Annotated in this window: 16 protein-coding genes; 10 read left to right on the forward strand and 6 right to left on the reverse strand. The window is 71.2% G+C overall.

Annotated elements, in window-relative coordinates; all coding sequences use genetic code 11:
- The first annotated feature begins 153 nt into the window (after positions 1-153).
- On the forward strand, positions 154-1,353 hold the full coding sequence (locus tag IE264_RS11150; RefSeq protein WP_032756766.1) for a CapA family protein: 1,200 nt from the start codon (positions 154-156) through the stop codon (positions 1,351-1,353).
- A gap of 10 nt (positions 1,354-1,363) precedes the next feature.
- Here the strand turns inward: IE264_RS11150 and IE264_RS11155 are convergent, their stop codons facing one another.
- Positions 1,364-1,825: a universal stress protein gene (locus tag IE264_RS11155; protein WP_015612891.1), complete on the reverse strand. Its 462-nt coding sequence runs from the start codon at positions 1,823-1,825 to the stop codon at positions 1,364-1,366.
- Between the two features lie 141 nt (positions 1,826-1,966).
- Here IE264_RS11155 and IE264_RS11160 point away from each other — a divergent pair, with 141 nt between their 5' ends.
- Positions 1,967-2,818 (forward strand): polysaccharide deacetylase family protein, encoded by an 852-nt coding sequence (locus IE264_RS11160; protein ID WP_032756765.1) that lies wholly within the window; start codon positions 1,967-1,969, stop codon positions 2,816-2,818.
- Positions 2,819-2,881: 63 nt separating this feature from the next.
- Here IE264_RS11160 and IE264_RS11165 read toward each other — a convergent pair whose 3' ends face one another.
- Entirely contained in the window at positions 2,882-3,544 is a 663-nt protein-coding gene (locus tag IE264_RS11165) for a class F sortase (RefSeq protein ID WP_015612893.1), read from the reverse strand.
- Positions 3,545-3,872: 328 nt separating this feature from the next.
- Here IE264_RS11165 and IE264_RS11170 point away from each other — a divergent pair, with 328 nt between their 5' ends.
- Complete coding sequence (locus IE264_RS11170; protein WP_015612894.1) at positions 3,873-4,355, forward strand: hypothetical protein; 483 nt, start codon at positions 3,873-3,875, stop codon at positions 4,353-4,355.
- 93 nt (positions 4,356-4,448) lie between these two features.
- Here IE264_RS11170 and IE264_RS11175 read toward each other — a convergent pair whose 3' ends face one another.
- The 3 genes from IE264_RS11175 to IE264_RS38385 form a co-directional block, all read right to left on the reverse strand.
- A complete protein-coding gene (locus tag IE264_RS11175; protein WP_032756764.1) occupies positions 4,449-5,012 on the reverse strand; it encodes a hypothetical protein in 564 nt (187 codons plus the stop codon).
- 197 nt (positions 5,013-5,209) lie between these two features.
- The gene (locus IE264_RS11180) at positions 5,210-5,974 is read right to left on the reverse strand and encodes a bestrophin-like domain (RefSeq protein WP_015612896.1); all 765 of its coding nucleotides are present in this window, start codon (positions 5,972-5,974) and stop codon (positions 5,210-5,212) included.
- A 13-nt stretch (positions 5,975-5,987) separates the two neighbouring features.
- A complete protein-coding gene (locus IE264_RS38385; protein WP_015612897.1) occupies positions 5,988-6,122 on the reverse strand; it encodes a hypothetical protein in 135 nt (44 codons plus the stop codon).
- Between the two features lie 116 nt (positions 6,123-6,238).
- Here IE264_RS38385 and IE264_RS11185 point away from each other — a divergent pair, with 116 nt between their 5' ends.
- From IE264_RS11185 to IE264_RS11200, 4 genes are all read left to right on the forward strand, one after another.
- Complete coding sequence (locus IE264_RS11185) at positions 6,239-6,418, forward strand: hypothetical protein (protein ID WP_268247673.1); 180 nt, start codon at positions 6,239-6,241, stop codon at positions 6,416-6,418.
- 424 nt (positions 6,419-6,842) lie between these two features.
- The gene (locus IE264_RS11190; RefSeq protein ID WP_015612899.1) at positions 6,843-7,802 is read left to right on the forward strand and encodes an SCO0930 family lipoprotein; all 960 of its coding nucleotides are present in this window, start codon (positions 6,843-6,845) and stop codon (positions 7,800-7,802) included.
- A 237-nt stretch (positions 7,803-8,039) separates the two neighbouring features.
- The gene (locus IE264_RS11195) at positions 8,040-8,858 is read left to right on the forward strand and encodes an SAM-dependent methyltransferase (protein ID WP_078657575.1); all 819 of its coding nucleotides are present in this window, start codon (positions 8,040-8,042) and stop codon (positions 8,856-8,858) included.
- Positions 8,855-11,029, forward strand: coding sequence for a putative bifunctional diguanylate cyclase/phosphodiesterase (locus IE264_RS11200; protein WP_015612901.1), 2,175 nt, complete (start codon positions 8,855-8,857; stop codon positions 11,027-11,029). Before IE264_RS11195 ends, IE264_RS11200 begins: the two co-directional genes overlap by 4 nt.
- Before the next feature lie 27 nt (positions 11,030-11,056).
- Here the strand turns inward: IE264_RS11200 and IE264_RS11205 are convergent, their stop codons facing one another.
- Positions 11,057-11,953 (reverse strand): LysR family transcriptional regulator, encoded by an 897-nt coding sequence (locus IE264_RS11205; protein WP_032759271.1) that lies wholly within the window; start codon positions 11,951-11,953, stop codon positions 11,057-11,059.
- A 130-nt stretch (positions 11,954-12,083) separates the two neighbouring features.
- On the opposite strand from IE264_RS11205, the gene IE264_RS11210 reads away from it, so the two are divergent.
- Genes IE264_RS11210 through IE264_RS11220 form a run of 3 tightly spaced genes read left to right on the forward strand, consistent with a single transcriptional unit; the run spans position 12,084 to position 15,446 of the window.
- The gene (locus IE264_RS11210; RefSeq protein ID WP_032759270.1) at positions 12,084-12,752 is read left to right on the forward strand and encodes a succinate dehydrogenase cytochrome b subunit; all 669 of its coding nucleotides are present in this window, start codon (positions 12,084-12,086) and stop codon (positions 12,750-12,752) included.
- A gap of 1 nt (position 12,753) precedes the next feature.
- Positions 12,754-14,703 carry a fumarate reductase/succinate dehydrogenase flavoprotein subunit gene (locus IE264_RS11215; RefSeq protein ID WP_032759269.1) on the forward strand — a complete coding sequence of 650 codons (1,950 nt, stop codon included), beginning with the start codon at positions 12,754-12,756 and terminating at the stop codon, positions 14,701-14,703.
- Positions 14,700-15,446 (forward strand): succinate dehydrogenase/fumarate reductase iron-sulfur subunit, encoded by a 747-nt coding sequence (locus IE264_RS11220; RefSeq protein WP_015612905.1) that lies wholly within the window; start codon positions 14,700-14,702, stop codon positions 15,444-15,446. Before IE264_RS11215 ends, IE264_RS11220 begins: the two co-directional genes overlap by 4 nt.
- Positions 15,447-15,467 lie beyond the last annotated feature (21 nt).

Genomic DNA, 15,467 nt, shown 5'->3' on the forward strand with positions numbered 1-15,467 from the left:
AGTGCGGCGAATGGTGCGGCGAACGGTCAAGGGGCCGTCGGGGTCGGACGGTACGACCAGTTCAGCTAGGGATGCGGCAATGCTCCTTGCTTCGGCAGTATGAAGATATGTGTAGTCGGATGGTCGTAATCATCCGAACATGGAGTCGAGCAGATGACGCAGCGCATCCGACCGGGCACCGTGGCCGCCCTCGCCCTCCTCCTCGCCGCGGCCACCGGCTGTACCGGGCAGCAGCCCCCGGCGCCCGCCCCGAGCGCACCCCCCTCCGCCGCCCGGGGAGCGGGCGGCCAGGACGCCGACGGGCCGCGCCCCTTCACCCTGCTCGCCTCGGGCGACGTCCTGCCGCACTCCTCCGTCATCGACCGGGCGGGGGCCGACGCGGGCGGGCAGGGCTACGACTTCGCCCCGATGCTCAAGGGCGTCGCCCCGGTCGTCTCCCGCGCCGATCTGGCCATCTGCCACATGGAGACGGTGTACGGGAAGGAGGGTGGCCCCTACACCGGCTACCCGAGCTTCAAGTCGCCGCCCGAGGTCGCCACCGCCCTGCGCGCCACCGGTTTCGACTCCTGCTCCACCGCCTCCAACCACACCCTGGACGACGGCTCCGAAGGCGTGGACCGCACCCTCGGTGCCCTGGACGCGGCAGGCATCCGCCACGCCGGATCCGCCCGCTCCGCCGCCGAGGCCGCCCGCCCCACGATCCTGCCGGCCGGACCGGGGAAGCGGGCGGCGAAGGTCGCCCACCTCGCGTACACCTATGGCACCAACGACATCCCGCTGCCCGCCGGGAAGCCGTGGACGGTCAACGTGACCGACGAGCGGAAGATCGTGGCGGAGGCGAGGAAGGCCCGGCGGGCGGGCGCCGACGTCGTCGTACTCTCCGCGCACTGGGGCACCGAATGGCAGGACGAACCGGACGCCGGGCAGCTGGAACTGGCCGAGCGCCTCACCGCCTCCCAGCAGGACGGCCGCCCCGACCTCGACCTGATCATCGGCACCCACGCCCATGTGCCGCAGGCGTACGAGAAGGTCAACGGCACCTGGGTCGTCTACGGCATGGGCGACCAGATCGCCGGCGCGATGATCAACTACCAGGGCGTCCAGGACCCGCGCGGCAACCAGAGCTCGATGGGCCGCTTCACCTTCGCGCCGCCGGCGCGGCCGGACGGGCGCTGGACGGTGAAGAAGGCCGAGTTCGTCCCGCAGTGGTACGACACCACCACCGGGCGCGTCGTGAACCTCAACACCGCCATCGAGGGCGGGGCCGAACACCACCGCCCGGTCCGCGACCGCATCCGCGACGTGGTCCTCGGCCGGGGCGCCGAGGCCGACGGCCTCGTGATGGGGGAGTAGCCGAGAAGGGTCACGGCACCACGGTGACCGGCCAGCGTCCCGCCTTCACCAGCCGGACCGCCACCGAACCGATGAACCGGTGCCCCGCCGACTCCGACGCCCCCACCACCACGGCGTCCGCGGTGAGTTCGTCGGCCGCCGTCACCAGCCCGTTGTACGGGTCGCCGCGGAAGGTGTGGAACTCCCAGCGCACGTCCCAGGTGTCCTTGAGCCGCTCCGCCGACTCCCGGATCTCCTCGACCAGCTCCTGGGCGACCTCCCCCGTCGTGTCGCCGACGGGCACGCCCAGCGCGGCGCCCGAGGCGATCACGGGCTGGACGTAGACGAGGGCCAGCGTCGCGTTCTGCCGCCGGGCGAGACCGGCGGCGTAGGCCGCCGCGCGCATGGACGAGTCGGACCCGTCGAGCCCCGCGACGATCACCTTGGGGCCGTCCGTACCGCGTTCGAACTGATGGGGCTGCTGCTCTGTCACGGTTCCGAGGCTATCGGCTCGCCCGGAAGGTGCGGAGGCGGGCCGTGGGCCCGAGCCGGCCGCTGCGTCGAATGGGTACAAAACGGTCGGCCCCCGGTGTCGTCCGCCGGAGTGGACGCCCGGTCGTGCGAGCAGTTGGCCATGAGAAGTGATCACATCCGGCCCGACCGCCGCACCCTGCTGAAGGTCGCCCTCGGCCTCGGGACCGCCACCGCCGTGCATCTGATCGCCGCCGACCCTGCGTCGACGCCCACCCGCCCCGCACGGGCGGCGGGCACCCCGCCCGCCGCGGCCGCCGGGCCGCCCGCCGGAGTTCCGGGCAGACCGCCCGCGTACCGCCTGCAGCCCATGACGGCGGGCACCCCGCCCCGCTTCCGGCCCGCCAGGCCCCCGGTGCGCACCCGGCCCTTCGAGGAGCTCCCCGACCTCGGCCACTCGATGGTGCTCAGCTTCGACGACGGACCCGACCCCCTCTACACCCCGGACATCCTGGCCACCCTGCGCAAGCACAACGTCCGCGCCATGTTCTTCGTCTGCGGCGAGATGGCCGACGCCAACCGGGACCTGCTGCGCGAGATGGCGGACGACGGCCATGTCGTGGGCAACCACTCCTGGTCCCACCCGCTCGTCCCCGGCCTCACCCGCGCCGCGATCCGCGACGAGCTCGGGCGGACCAGCGAGGTGGTCGAGGCAACGCTCGGCACCGCCCCGCTCTGGTACCGGGCCCCGTACGGTGCCTGGAACCGCAACTCCTTCGAGATCGGCGCCGACCTGGGCATGGAGCCGATGGCCTGGACCGTCGACACCCTCGACTGGACCACCCCCGGGACGGGCACCATCGTCCGCCGGGTCCTGGACGGGGCGGCGCCCGGTGTCGTCGTCCTCTCGCACGACGCGGGCGGCAACCGGTCCCAGAGCGTCGCGGCCCTGCGCCGCTACCTCCCCGCGCTGCTCGACGAGGGCTACCGCATCACGGTGCCGCAGCGGGTCTGAGCCCCGCGCGCACGCCGGCGCCCCCGGCGGGCGGGACCCGCCGGGGGCAGCAGTGACGTGGCGTCAGCGGGTCTCGACGAGACGGGCGAAGACCACCACGTTCCCGTCGTAGCCGCCCGCCTTCGAGTACCCGCCGCCGCAGGTGATCACCCGGAGCTCCGCATGGCCCGTGTCGCCGTAGACCCGGGGGCCGGGGAAGTCGTTCTTGGAGAAGACCTCCACCCCGTACACCTCGAAGATCCCGACCCGGCCGTCGTAACGCTCCACCTCGACGCGGTGGCCCTTCTGGAGCGAGCCGAGGCCGTAGAAGACCGCGGGCCCGGAGTTGTTGTCGACATGGCCGACGACCACGGAGGTGCCGAGCTGGCCGGGGGCGATGCCGTTCTGGTACCAGCCGGCGAGGTTGGGGTCCTCGGCCGGCGGGGCGTCGATCCAGCCGTTGGCGTCCAGGTTGACGTCGATGATCGGGGCGTCCACGTTGATGGACGGGATCTTCACCCGCGAGGCGGGGGCGTAGGGCAGCGGCTGCTCCGGCTCGCCCTCCACCGGCGGTCCCGCCGCGTCGCCGCTCAGGTCCAGCGAGGCCGCGGCCGCGGGTTGCGGCGGGCCCTCCTCCCCGAACTCCGCCCCGTTGCGCAGCAGGGCGAGGCCCGTGAGCATGACCAGGGCGACGGCTCCCCACGGCACGCGTCTGGTCCGCTCGGCGCCAGCGTAGTCCCGGCCCATGGTGCTCCCTTCGTCGCGACGCTTGGAACGTTAGGGGCGGTGCGGCCGGGCGGCGATCAGGGAGAGGCGAACGGGTGGCGGGCCGAATCCGGGCCCCCGGGGGTGACTGCCCTTCGGAGTAATGAGCAGATAAAACTTCTGACGGCCTGTGACCTGCGGCTCCGTCAGGTCCAGGGGTTTTCGTACGGCGTGTCGCGTCACCGGGGTGGAGCAGTGCCGAAGTGCGAGCCGCCGGGCGACTGGTGAGTGTTCGTCATGGGATGCGTTCACGTCGATCCAATCCCGGAGGAACAGGACTCCGGGGCGTTTCCCGCTGGAGGTCCACACGATGCGTGCTTCACGCGCTCTCGCGGTCACTGTGACCGCTTTCGCGGCTGTCGGGCTCGCTGCCCCGATGGCCGCCGCCACCAACGGTCCGGTCAACGTCGCCGTCAACCCTCAGTCGGTCCACCAGGGCGGCACGCTCAAGGTCACCGCGCAGGGCTGCGGCCACGGCGGCAAGGTCTGGTCGAACGCCTTCCCGACGGCCCACCTCTCGGCGGGTGACGGCACCAACTACGCCCACGCCCGGGTCCGGAACAACACCACGCCGGGTCAGTACCACCTCTCGGTGAAGTGCAGTGACAACGACCGCATCGCGACGCACAAGTTCACCGTGCTCGCCGGCAACGGCGCGCAGGGCGGCCTCGGCGGCTCGATGGGACCGAACTCCACGGAGATGCAGGTCGGCGGCGGACTGGTGGCCGCTGCGGCCGTCGGTGGCGCGGTCTTCCTCGTCCGGCGTCGGCGGACGAGCCATGCGGCCTTCTAGGACGTCAGACCTCCCGTCCGGCCCGATACGCCCGTCGCCCCGAGTCCTGGATCAGGACCCGGGGCGACTGCCGTGCGCCGCACCGTTGTGCCGTCAGTGCCGGCGGCCGGCGCTGCGGCGGCGTACGAAGTAGAGGGTGCCGGTGGCGGCCGCGAGCACGAGGGCCGCGCCGGACGCGACCTCCATCGTGTCCATGGTGCCGGAGCTTCCGCCGAGACCGCCGCGCACCCCGCTCGGCGCGATGGCCGTGGAGCTGACGGTCGGGGCCGTGGTCGGTGCGGTCGTGGGCGTCGGGGTGCTGGTGGGTCCGGCGGTGATGGTCAGGTTGACGTTGCGGGTGGTCCCGGTGGAGCCGCAGGCGAACGTCACCGCGTAGACCGCGCCCCGCCGCGCGTCCGTGTCGACGGTGGCGGTGGCCGTGGTGCTGCCGCTGGGGATCACGGTCGTGTCGAAGATGCCCGAGGTGACGGTGGTCTCGCCGGTGCATCCGCCGGCGCCGAGGGTCACCCGGCCGCCCGGAGCGATGACCGAAGGGGCGATCGTCGGGTTGAACGTGTTGATGGCCCCGTCCGGGGCGGCGTGGGCGGCGGACGGAGCCAGCAGGGTGAGCGCGGTGGCGCCCAGAAGTGCGAGGGGTGCGACACGTATCGCGCGCATGAAGGATCCTCCGGGTTCCCCGAGGGGCAGCTGCGGAATGAATTTCCACATAGCAGGAAAAATGCACCTCGATGCCCGACACGCTAGGAGCGGGACATACCTACCGCTATCGGGGTCCGGCGAATGGGTCAGTCCTGTCCCCCGGCCGGCGCACCGGCGGGTTCACCGGCGGCGTCACCGGCCGGGGGACCGGAGCATCAGCGGGTGGCCTCCGGGAACAGGTCGAGGAAGGGCTCGGCGGTGGCCGAGATGCCCCGGCCGAAGGGCGCGTCGAAGTCCCAGATCAGGAAGAGCAGGAACGCGATCAGCGCACTGAAGAGCCCCGCCAGCAGCAGTTCCCGGAACGTTCTGCGGATCTGGAGGGTGAAGATCAGCCCGACCGTCACCAGCGCCCCGATGATCAGGCCGAACCACACCACCCCGGGCATCGTCGCCCCCGCGTTCTGCCCCCGCGAGCTGCGGGCGTCGTCCGCCGCCGCCACCTGGTCCACCAGCGGCTGGTACGCCTGCCCCTCGTGGTCGGTCTGCGGCTCGTAGTCGGTGACATCCGCCCGCACCCGGTCCAGCAGCTCCGTGCCGCGTTCGGTGAGGGTGCCCCGGTCGGACATCACCCGCCACTCGTCGTCGATGACATGGGCGACGTACGCGTCGACGTCCGCGCGGATGCGGTCGCGGACCTCGACCGGGTAGACGGAGGAACGGGCCTGCACCTCGTGCAGCGCCTGCGCCTCCAGCCGTACGGACTCCTGGGCGGCGCTGCGGCCCTCCCAGACCCCGGCGATGGCCAGACCCAGGACGATCGCGTAGACCACGCCGATCATCATCGTCATGTACTCGATGACGTCGGGCGTCTCGGACGGATCGTCGTCATCGGCGATCCGGCGGTTGTTGAGCACCGCGATGGTGAGGACGACCGCACAGGCCGACGCCATGGCAATGCTCAGGACGAGCCATTCGGACATGGATATCTCCTCGTCAGCGGGATGACCGCGGCCGCAGCACGGCGACGGCGAACACCGCCGGGGCGGTGATCAGCAGGGTCGTGGACACCAGGGAGGGCCCGCTCCGCGGCTCCTTGCGGGTCGTGTTGCGGTACGCCGGAAGCGCCACGGGCCGGGGCTCCGCCGGCTTGGGCCGCACCGAGGGCTTCGGCGACGGCTTCGGTGCCGGCCTGGGCTCGGGCGCGGCCTTCAGCGGTGGTGGCGGTGGCGGCGGAGGAGGGGGCGGTGGCGGCTCCGGTGGTGGAGGGGGCGGTGGTGCCGGCGCCGGGGGCGGCGGAGGAGGTGGTGGTGGAGGTGGTGGCGGCTCCGGTGGTGGCGGGGGCGGGGGCGGAGGAGGCGGTGGCGGGGGAGGGGGCGGTGGTGGCTTCGGGGGTGGCGGGGGAGGTGGCGGCTCCGGTGTGGTGACCGCCACGCAGTCCCCGCCGCCCGCCACGGCGACCGAGGTACTGCCGTCGCCCTGCCCGATGGTGGCCACCGCGCAGGCGTCGGCGGTCGCGGGCTGCGGTACGGCTATCAGCCAGACGAGTGCGGCGGCTGTCGAGAGCCGCCCTATGCGGGATCCGTACACGAGCGGGAGCATGATCCACGTCGTCCCGCGACACGCGGCACTTCGCAGTGATTCGCCTGATGGTGGGACAATGAGCCGTTCATGTTTGCGCACGGTTGACGGCCCGGCAGTTCCCAGGCCACCGACCCCGATGCGCGTCCCGCCGAATTCTTCTCGGCCCGCGTTGAACGCCACCCCCGTGACGCCCCGTACCTAGGGCCATGAACGGCGCGGACTCGCGCCGCCATCGGAGCGACAAGACGACGTACTACGGGAGTCGACATGAATACCTGGCGCAACGCCTCGCTCGCGGTCACCGCCGCGGCCCTGTTGACGCTGACGACGGCGTGCGGTCAGGAGCAGGGCACGGCATCGCCCAAGGGGCAGTCGGTGGGCAACGCGGCCCCGGCGCAGCAGCCGGCGGAGGGCGGCTACGGCTCCGAGGCCGGCGGCTACGGCTCCGGCGCGGACGTGGCGGCCCCCAAGGCCGCGGGCCAACTCGGCGTGCAGGAGAGCAAGAAGCTCGGGAAGGTGCTCACCGACAGCGAGGGGTTCACGCTCTACCGCTTCGACAAGGACACCGCCCAGCCGCCGAAGTCGAACTGCGACGGCGACTGCGAGAAGGCCTGGCCCGTGGTCCCCGCCGGCGATGTCACCGCCGCCGCGGGAACCGATGAGGAGCTGCTGGGTGAGGTCGTCCGCACCGACGGCTCCAAGCAGCTCACCGTCGACGGCTGGCCGATGTACCGGTACGCGAAGGACACCGCGCCGGGACAGACCAACGGCCAGGGCGTCGGGGGCACCTGGTTCGCCTCCGCCCCCGACGGGAAGAAGGCGGCGGCCAACGCCGACAGCCCGGCCGTGGCCGAACCGGCCGACGCGGCAGGGCTTTCGGTCCGCAAGGACCCGGAACTCGGTGACATCGTCGTGGACAAGCGCGGTATGACGGTTTACCGGTTCACACAGGACTCCGCATGGCCGATGAAGACGGCCTGCACCGGCGACTGCCTCAAGAAGTGGCCGGTAGTCGCTCCCGTGTCCAAAAACTCGGTGGAAGGCGTCACCAAGAAGGGATTTGTCACTTTCGACCGCCCCGACGGCATCAAGCAGCAGACCATCGACTGCTGGCCTATCTACACCTTCGCCGGGGACGAGAAGCCGGGTGACGTGAACGGTCAGGGAGTCGGCGGCACATGGTTCGCGGTCTCGCCCGACTCCAAGCTCGTCGGCGCCAAGAAGTAACCGCCCAGTAGCCCCCAAGTGGCCCCGAACCACCGGGAATCGGTGAGTGAAGTGCCGGTCCGTCGCTGTGTGTGTACACGCAGCGACGGACCGGCCGTTGTTGCCACCGGAGTGTGACCAATAACGGATCCCTAATTTCCGTTTCCACTCGCTCTCTTGGCGGTCGATCAGTAGCCTCTGGTCAACACTGACCATGAACATGGCCGGATCGCCGTGGCGAACTTGTTGGAGACATCGATGGAGCGTCCCGCCTGGGCACCGCAAGGCATAGATATCTCGGTGCCGAGCGTGTCCCGCATGTACGACTTCTATCTGGGCGGATCGCACAATTTCGAGGTGGACCGGGAAGCCGCGCGGAAGGCCATGGAGTTCCTCCCGGGCCTTCCCAAGATCATGCAGGCCAATCGGGCCTTTATGCGCCGGGCCGTGCGGTACGCCGTCGACGCGGGGATCGACCAGTTCCTGGACATCGGCTCCGGCATCCCGACCTTCGGCAACGTCCATGAGGTCGCCCAGGCCGCCGACCCGCGGGCCAGGGTGGCGTACGTCGACCACGACCCGGTCGCCGTCGCGCACAGCCAGGCCGTGCTGGAGGGCAACGACCACGCGGTCATCGCCGCCGCCGATCTGCGCCGCCCCAAGGAGATCCTGGCGAACCCGGAAGTCACCGGACTGCTCGACCTGAACCGGCCGGTGGCCCTCCTGCTCGTCGCGGTGCTCCACTTCATCGAGGACGCCGACGACCCGCGCGGAGCGGTCGCCGAACTGCGCGAGGCACTGGCCCCCGGCAGCCTGATCGTCCTGACCCACGCCTCGTACGAGGGCATCCCGCTCTCCAAGGAGGAGGCGGACGGCACGGTCGGCGTCTACCGGAACATCCGCAACCCGCTCATCATGCGCACGCGTGAGGAGATCGGCTCGTTCTTCGAGGGGTACGAGATGGTCGAGCCGGGCCTCGTGTCGATGCCCGAGTGGCGGCCGGACACCCCGCAGTCGCCGGAGCAGGAAGACCCGTACGCCTTCTCGGGCTTCGGCGGGGTTGGGCGTAAGGCGTGAGTATTCCCGCCCAGGCCTCCGGTGAGCAGGACGCGGAACCGGACGGGCCGGAAGGCCGGCTCCGGAGATTCGCCACGATCTGGAGCCGGGCCATCTTCCCGCTGACGGCCACCTCCCTGACCCGGCCGGAGTTCGAGCAGCACCTGCTGCCGCTGGCCCGCGAGCTCAGCCTCACCCTGCACGCCCACCCGTTCGACGCCTCGCCCGCCGCCCGGATCGGCTCGGCGCTGGTCGACGCGCACTGCACCGACCCGGACGCCCTCAGCTCCACGCTCGGCGTCGTCGACTCCTACCTCGTCCTGTACTGCGGCGGCAACGGCCCCGGCGGACTCTCCACCGAGGACGCCCGCGCCCGCTGCGCCCGCATCCAGCACACCCTCGCCTCCGGCTTCTCCCAGGCCCTGCGCGAGCGCACCCTCGCCGAGCAGGAGGCCATCGCCCGCTCGGCGCTCACCGCCCGCTCGGATGCCGAACAGGCCCTGCACGCCACCGAGGCCCGCTTCCGCGCGGTCTTCAAGGACGCCGCCGTCGGCATCGGCATCGCCGACCTGGACGGCAACATCCTGGAGATCAACGACACGCTCACCAAGATGTTCGGCGGCCTGGAGCACCACGTCCGCAGCCACCGCGTCAACGAGTGGGTCCACCCCGAGGACTCGCCGCAGGTGTGGAAGTACTACAACGAGCTGGTACGGGGGGAGCGCGACCACTACCGGGTCGAGAAGGCGTACTACCGCAACGACGGCACGGTCCTGTGGACCAACCTCACCGTCTCCCTGCTGCGCGACCCCGAAGGGCGCCCCCAGTACCAGCTCGCGCTGATGGAGGACACCACCGAGCGCCGCCTGCTCAACCTGCGGCTGCGCTACGAGGCCACCCACGACGCGCTCACCGGACTGCCCAACCGGACCCTGTTCTTCGAGCGGCTGGAGAAGGTCCTCGCCGCCAAGGGCGGCACCCGCTTCGGCCTCTGCTACCTGGACCTGGACGGCTTCAAGGCCATCAACGACAGCCTCGGCCACGCGGCCGGCGACCGGCTCCTGGTCGAGGTCGCCGACCGGCTGCAGAGCTGCGCCACCGCGCCCGGCGAGATGGTCGCCCGGCTCGGCGGCGACGAGTTCGTGGCCCTGACCACCGGCCCGGAGACCGCCGACGCGGTGGACGAGCTCGCCGGCCGCATCCTCAACGTGCTCGCCACCCCGATCCGGCTGGACGGCCGCGAACTCACCGTGCGCGGCTCGATCGGCGTCGTCGAAGGGCCCTCCGGGGAGCGCACCGCCGCCGAGGTGCTGCGCAGCGCGGACATCACCATGTACCGGGCCAAGGCCCGGGGAGGCAACCGGTTCGAGCTCGCCGACGCCGAGGCCGACGCCCGCGCCATCACCCGCCACGGGCTGACCACCGCACTCCCCGCCGCGCTGGACCGGGGCGAGTTCTTCATCGAGTACCAGCCGCTCGTCCACCTGGGCGACGGGACCGTGCACGGCGCCGAGGCGCTCGTACGGTGGTGCCATCCGCAGCACGGCGTGCTCGGCCCCGACCGGTTCATCCCGCTCGCCGAGCACACCGGTCTGATCGTGCCGCTCGGGCGCTGGGTGCTGGAGGAGTCCGTCCGGCAGGCCAACTTCTGGAAGGAACGGCACAGCGACGGCGGTCCGCTGCGGATCAACGTCAACCTCTCGCCGACCCAGCTGCACCACCCCCGGCTGGTCGCCGAGACGGTCGACGTGCTGGAGCGCTCCGGTCTGGAGCCGGGAGCGCTCTGCCTGGAGGTGACCGAGTCCGCCCTGATCGGCGCCGACGACGATCTCCTCAAGCCGCTGCGGCAGCTCGCGGAGATGGGCGTCGACATCGCGCTCGACGACTTCGGCACGGGCTACTCGAACCTGGCGAACCTGCGGCGGCTGCCGGTGAGCGTCCTCAAGCTGGACCGCTCCTTCACCCGGGGCATGCAGCAGCACCCGGCCGACCCGGTCGACATGAAGATCGTCGAGGGGATCGTCTCGCTGGCCCACAGCCTGGAGCTGGCCGTCACGGTGGAGGGCGTGGAGACAGGGGCACAGGCCGAGCAACTGCGCCTGCTGGGCTGCGACACCGCCCAGGGCTGGTACTACGCCCGGCCCGGCGCCCCGGACCGGATCCACTCCCTGCTCCTGGCCGACGCGGTCTGAGGCGTACGGGTACCGGGTGTGGGGGAGTCACCCGGTCCCGGGCCCGTGCTCCAGCAGCATCCGCTGGAGCTCCCGGGCCGCCCGGGGCGGGGCCACATCGCTGCGGTGCGCCAGTGCGATCGTGCGCCGCAGCCCCGGCCTCGCCAGCGGGGTCCGCCGCAGGTCGTGGCCCGCCCGGTGCGCGGCCATGCTCGGCACCACCGCGATCCCGAGTCCCGCCCGTACGAAGCCGAGCACCGCGTCCATCTCGCCGCCCTCCACCGTGAACGAGGGCTCGAACCCCTCCGCGCGGCAGGCGGCGAGCGTCAGCTCCCGCAGGTTGTACCCGTGCCGGAACATCACCAGCGGGGCCCCTTCGAGATCGGCGATCCGGACCCGGCCGCCGCGCCCCGGGGCCGGCCCGGCGGCGGACGACACCACCACCAGGTCCTCCCGCAGCAGCTCCACCGTGGTCAGCGCGGGCGACGCGGCGGGCAGCGGCAGCACCACCAGGGCGAGGTCGAGCGCCCCGCGCGCCAGCTGCCGTACGAGGTCGTGCGAACCGCCCTCCTCCAGCAGCAGCCGCACCCCCGGATGGCGGTCGTGGAAGGCGCGCAGCACATCGGGCAGCAGCCCCGTACAGAGGCTCGGCGTCGCCCCGAGCCGCACCCGCCCGCTCCGCAACTGCACCAGCTCCTGCACCTCGTGGCGCGCGGTCTCCGCGTCCGCGAGGATCCGCCGGGCCAGTGGCAGCAGCGCCTCGCCCGCGTCGGTGAGGGCGATATTGCCCCGGGCCCGGCTGAACAGCTCGGCGCCCAGCTCCGTCTCCAGTGCCCGGATCTGCTGGGAGAGCGAGGGCTGCGAGACATGCACGGCCTCGGCGGCCCGGGTGAAGTGCAGGGTCTCGGCGACGGCCACGAAATAGGTGAGCTGCTGGAAGTGCATACACCCACGCTACCGCCTTCGATAGGCAAATCCTATGAAGATCAGCCAGACCATCTCTTGGACTGATCGGCGGCCCGCCCCTACCGTCGTGTCCATGGCATTGGCAACGCGGACGGACCGACGGCCGTCGATGACGCGTACGCTCTGGGACTCGACCGTCGGCAAGAAAACGATCATGGCCGTGACCGGTCTGATCATGCTGGGGTACCTCGTCGCCCACATGGTCGGGAACCTGAAGATCTTCTTCGGACCCGGTGAGTTCGACGGCTACGCGCACTGGCTGCGCACCATGGGTGAACCGATCCTGCACTACGAGTGGGCGCTGTGGATCGTCCGCGTGGGGCTGGTCGCCGCCGTCGTGCTGCACGGCATCTCCGCGTACCAGCTGAGCCGTCGCGACATCAGGGCGCGCCCCGCCAAGTACGTCCACAAGAGGCGCCGGGCGAGCTATGCCACCCGGACCATGCGCTGGGGCGGGATCATCCTCGCGCTCTTCATCGTGTGGCACATCCTCGACCTGACGACCGGCACCGTCCACACGAGCTTCGAGGCCGGACACCCGTACCAGAACGTCATCGACACCTTCTCCACCTGGTACGGCAACGTCATCTACATCACCGCGGTGCTCGCCATGGGCCTGCACGTCCAGCACGGGTTCTGGAGCGCCGCACAGACCCTGGGCGTCGGCAACGCGACCCGCGACCGTGTCCTGAAGACCCTCGCCAACGCCCTCGCGGCGGTGCTGACGCTGGGCTTCGTCTCCGTACCCGTCGCCGTCATGACCGGAGTGGTGAGCTGACATGCCCGACTACGCGCACTACGCCACGGGCGAGCCCGTCGTCGACACCAAGGCCCCCGAGGGCCCGGTCGCGGAGCGCTGGGACACCCGCCGCTTCCAAGCCAAGCTCGTGAACCCCGCCAACCGGCGCAAACATACGGTCATCGTCGTCGGCACCGGACTGGCCGGCGGATCGGCCGGCGCGACGCTGGCCGAACAGGGCTACCACGTCGTCCAGTTCTGCTTCCAGGACTCGCCCCGGCGCGCCCACTCGGTCGCCGCGCAGGGCGGTATCAACGCGGCGAAGAACTACCGCAACGACGGCGACTCCATCCACCGGCTCTTCTACGACACCGTCAAGGGCGGCGACTTCCGCGCCCGGGAGTCCAACGTCCACCGCCTGGCCCAGATCTCGGTGGAGATCATCGACCAGTGCGTCGCCCAGGGCGTCCCCTTCGCCCGCGAGTACGGCGGCCTCCTCGACAACCGCTCCTTCGGCGGCGTCCAGGTCTCCCGCACGTTCTACGCGCGCGGCCAGACCGGGCAGCAGCTCCTCCTGGGCGCCTACCAGGCGCTCTCCCGGCAGATCGCCACGGGCGGGGTCGAACTCCACGCCCGTACCGAGATGCTGGACCTGATCGTGGTCGACGGAAAGGCCCGCGGGATCGTCGCCCGCGACCTCGTCACCGGGAAGATCGACACCTACTTCGCCGACGCCGTCGTCCTGGCCACCGGCGGCTACGGCAACGTCTTCTACCTGTCGACCAACGCCATGAACTCCAACGCCACCGCCATCTGGCGGGCCCACCGGCGCGGCGCCTACTTCGCCAACCCCTGCTTCACCCAGATCCACCCCACCTGCATCCCGCGGACCGGCGACCACCAGTCCAAGCTCACCCTGATGAGCGAGTCGCTCCGCAACGACGGCCGCATCTGGGTCCCCAAGGCCAAGGGCGACGACCGCCCGGCCAACCTGATCCCCGAGGACGAGCGCGACTACTACCTGGAGCGCATCTACCCGGCCTTCGGCAACCTGGTGCCCCGCGACATCGCCTCCCGCGCCGCCAAGAACGTCTGCGACGAGGGGCGCGGCGTCGGCCCCGGCGGGCAGGGCGTCTACCTGGACTTCGCCGAGGCCATCGGCCGGATGGGCCGCAAGGCTGTCGAGGCGAAGTACGGCAACCTCTTCGACATGTACCAGCGGATCACCGACGAGGACCCCTACACGGTCCCGATGCGGATCTACCCCGCCGTGCACTACACGATGGGCGGCCTCTGGGTCGACTACGACCTCTCCACCACCATCCCCGGCCTCTTCGCCATCGGCGAGGCGAACTTCTCCGACCACGGGGCCAACCGGCTCGGCGCCTCCGCGCTGATGCAGGGCCTCGCCGACGGCTACTTCGTCCTGCCCTCCACGATCAACGACTACCTCGCCCGCAACCCGCACACCGAGAAGGTCGACGCGGAACACCCCGCCGTCGCCGAGGTGGTGGCGGAGACCGAGGACCGCATCAACCTGCTGCTCTCCGTCGACGGCGACCGCACCCCCGACTCCTTCCACCGCGAGATCGGTGAACTCATGTGGGAGTACTGCGGGATGGCCCGCACCGAGGACGGACTGCGCAAGGCGCTCGCCCGAATCCCCGAGATCCGCGAGGAGTTCTGGCGCCGCATCAAGGTCCCCGGCACCGGCGAGCAGTTCAACCAGTCGCTGGAGAAGGCCAATCGCATCGTCGACTACCTGGAGCTCGCCGAGCTCATGTGCCTCGACGCCCTGCACCGCGCCGAGTCCTGCGGCGGCCACTTCCGCGCCGAGTCCCAGACCCCGGACGGTGAGGCCGAGCGGCGCGACGAGGAGTTCTCGTACGCCGCCGCCTGGGAGTTCACCGCCACCGGCGGCGCCCCCGTCCTACACAAGGAAGACCTCGTCTTCGAGTACGTCCACCCCACCCAGCGGAGCTACGCATGAAGCTCACCCTGCGCGTCTGGCGCCAGCAGAACCCCGAGACGCCCGGCGCCATGGCCACCTACGAGGTCGACAACATCTCCGCCGACATGTCGTTCCTGGAGATGCTCGACACCCTCAACGAGGAGCTCACCCTCGCCGGTGACGAGCCCGTCGCCTTCGACCACGACTGCCGCGAGGGCATCTGCGGCGCGTGCAGCCTCGTCATCAACGGCGACGCCCACGGCCCGGAGCGCACCACCACCTGCCAGCTCCACATGCGGTCCTTCGCCGACGGCGACACGATCGACATCGAACCGTGGCGGGCCTCCGCCTTCCCGGTGATCAAGGACCTGGTCGTGGACCGCTCGTCCTTCGACCGGATCATCCAGTCGGGCGGCTACATCTCCGCCGCGACCGGCACCGCCCCGGACGCGCACGCCACCCCGGTGCCCAAGCCGGACGCCGACTTCGCCTTCGAGCACGCCGAGTGCATCGGCTGCGGGGCCTGTGTCGCGGCCTGCCCCAACGGCTCGGCGATGCTCTTCACCTCGGCCAAGGTCAACCACCTGAACGTCCTGCCGCAGGGCGCCCCGGAGCGCGAGACCCGGGTCCTGGACATGGTGGCCCAGATGGACGAGGAGGGGTTCGGCGGCTGCACCCTGACCGGCGAGTGCGCCACCGCCTGCCCGAAGGGCATCCCGCTGCCCTCGATCGCGGCGATGAACAAGGAGTGGCTGCGCGCGACGCGCAAGGTCCGTCGCTGAAGCGGGAGTTGATCCCGTACG

Origin of the sequence: Streptomyces microflavus (assembly GCF_014650075.1) — a bacterium.
Taxonomy (GTDB): Bacteria; Actinomycetota; Actinomycetes; order Streptomycetales; family Streptomycetaceae; genus Streptomyces; species Streptomyces microflavus.

Bases quoted from the DNA above. Each gene is read 5' to 3' on its own strand.
- IE264_RS11150 (WP_032756766.1), top strand. From the start codon at position 154: ATGACGCAGCGCATCCGACCGGGCACCGTGGCCGCCCTCGCCCTCCTC.
- IE264_RS11160 (WP_032756765.1), top strand. From the start codon at position 1,967: ATGAGAAGTGATCACATCCGGCCCGACCGCCGCACCCTGCTGAAGGTC.
- IE264_RS11165 (WP_015612893.1), bottom strand. From the start codon at position 3,544: ATGGGCCGGGACTACGCTGGCGCCGAGCGGACCAGACGCGTGCCGTGG.
- IE264_RS11170 (WP_015612894.1), top strand. From the start codon at position 3,873: ATGCGTGCTTCACGCGCTCTCGCGGTCACTGTGACCGCTTTCGCGGCT.
- IE264_RS11175 (WP_032756764.1), bottom strand. From the start codon at position 5,012: ATGCGCGCGATACGTGTCGCACCCCTCGCACTTCTGGGCGCCACCGCG.
- IE264_RS11180 (WP_015612896.1), bottom strand. From the start codon at position 5,974: ATGTCCGAATGGCTCGTCCTGAGCATTGCCATGGCGTCGGCCTGTGCG.
- IE264_RS11190 (WP_015612899.1), top strand. From the start codon at position 6,843: ATGAATACCTGGCGCAACGCCTCGCTCGCGGTCACCGCCGCGGCCCTG.
- IE264_RS11195 (WP_078657575.1), top strand. From the start codon at position 8,040: ATGGAGCGTCCCGCCTGGGCACCGCAAGGCATAGATATCTCGGTGCCG.
- IE264_RS11205 (WP_032759271.1), bottom strand. From the start codon at position 11,953: ATGCACTTCCAGCAGCTCACCTATTTCGTGGCCGTCGCCGAGACCCTG.
- IE264_RS11210 (WP_032759270.1), top strand. From the start codon at position 12,084: ATGACGCGTACGCTCTGGGACTCGACCGTCGGCAAGAAAACGATCATG.
- IE264_RS11215 (WP_032759269.1), top strand. From the start codon at position 12,754: ATGCCCGACTACGCGCACTACGCCACGGGCGAGCCCGTCGTCGACACC.
- IE264_RS11220 (WP_015612905.1), top strand. From the start codon at position 14,700: ATGAAGCTCACCCTGCGCGTCTGGCGCCAGCAGAACCCCGAGACGCCC.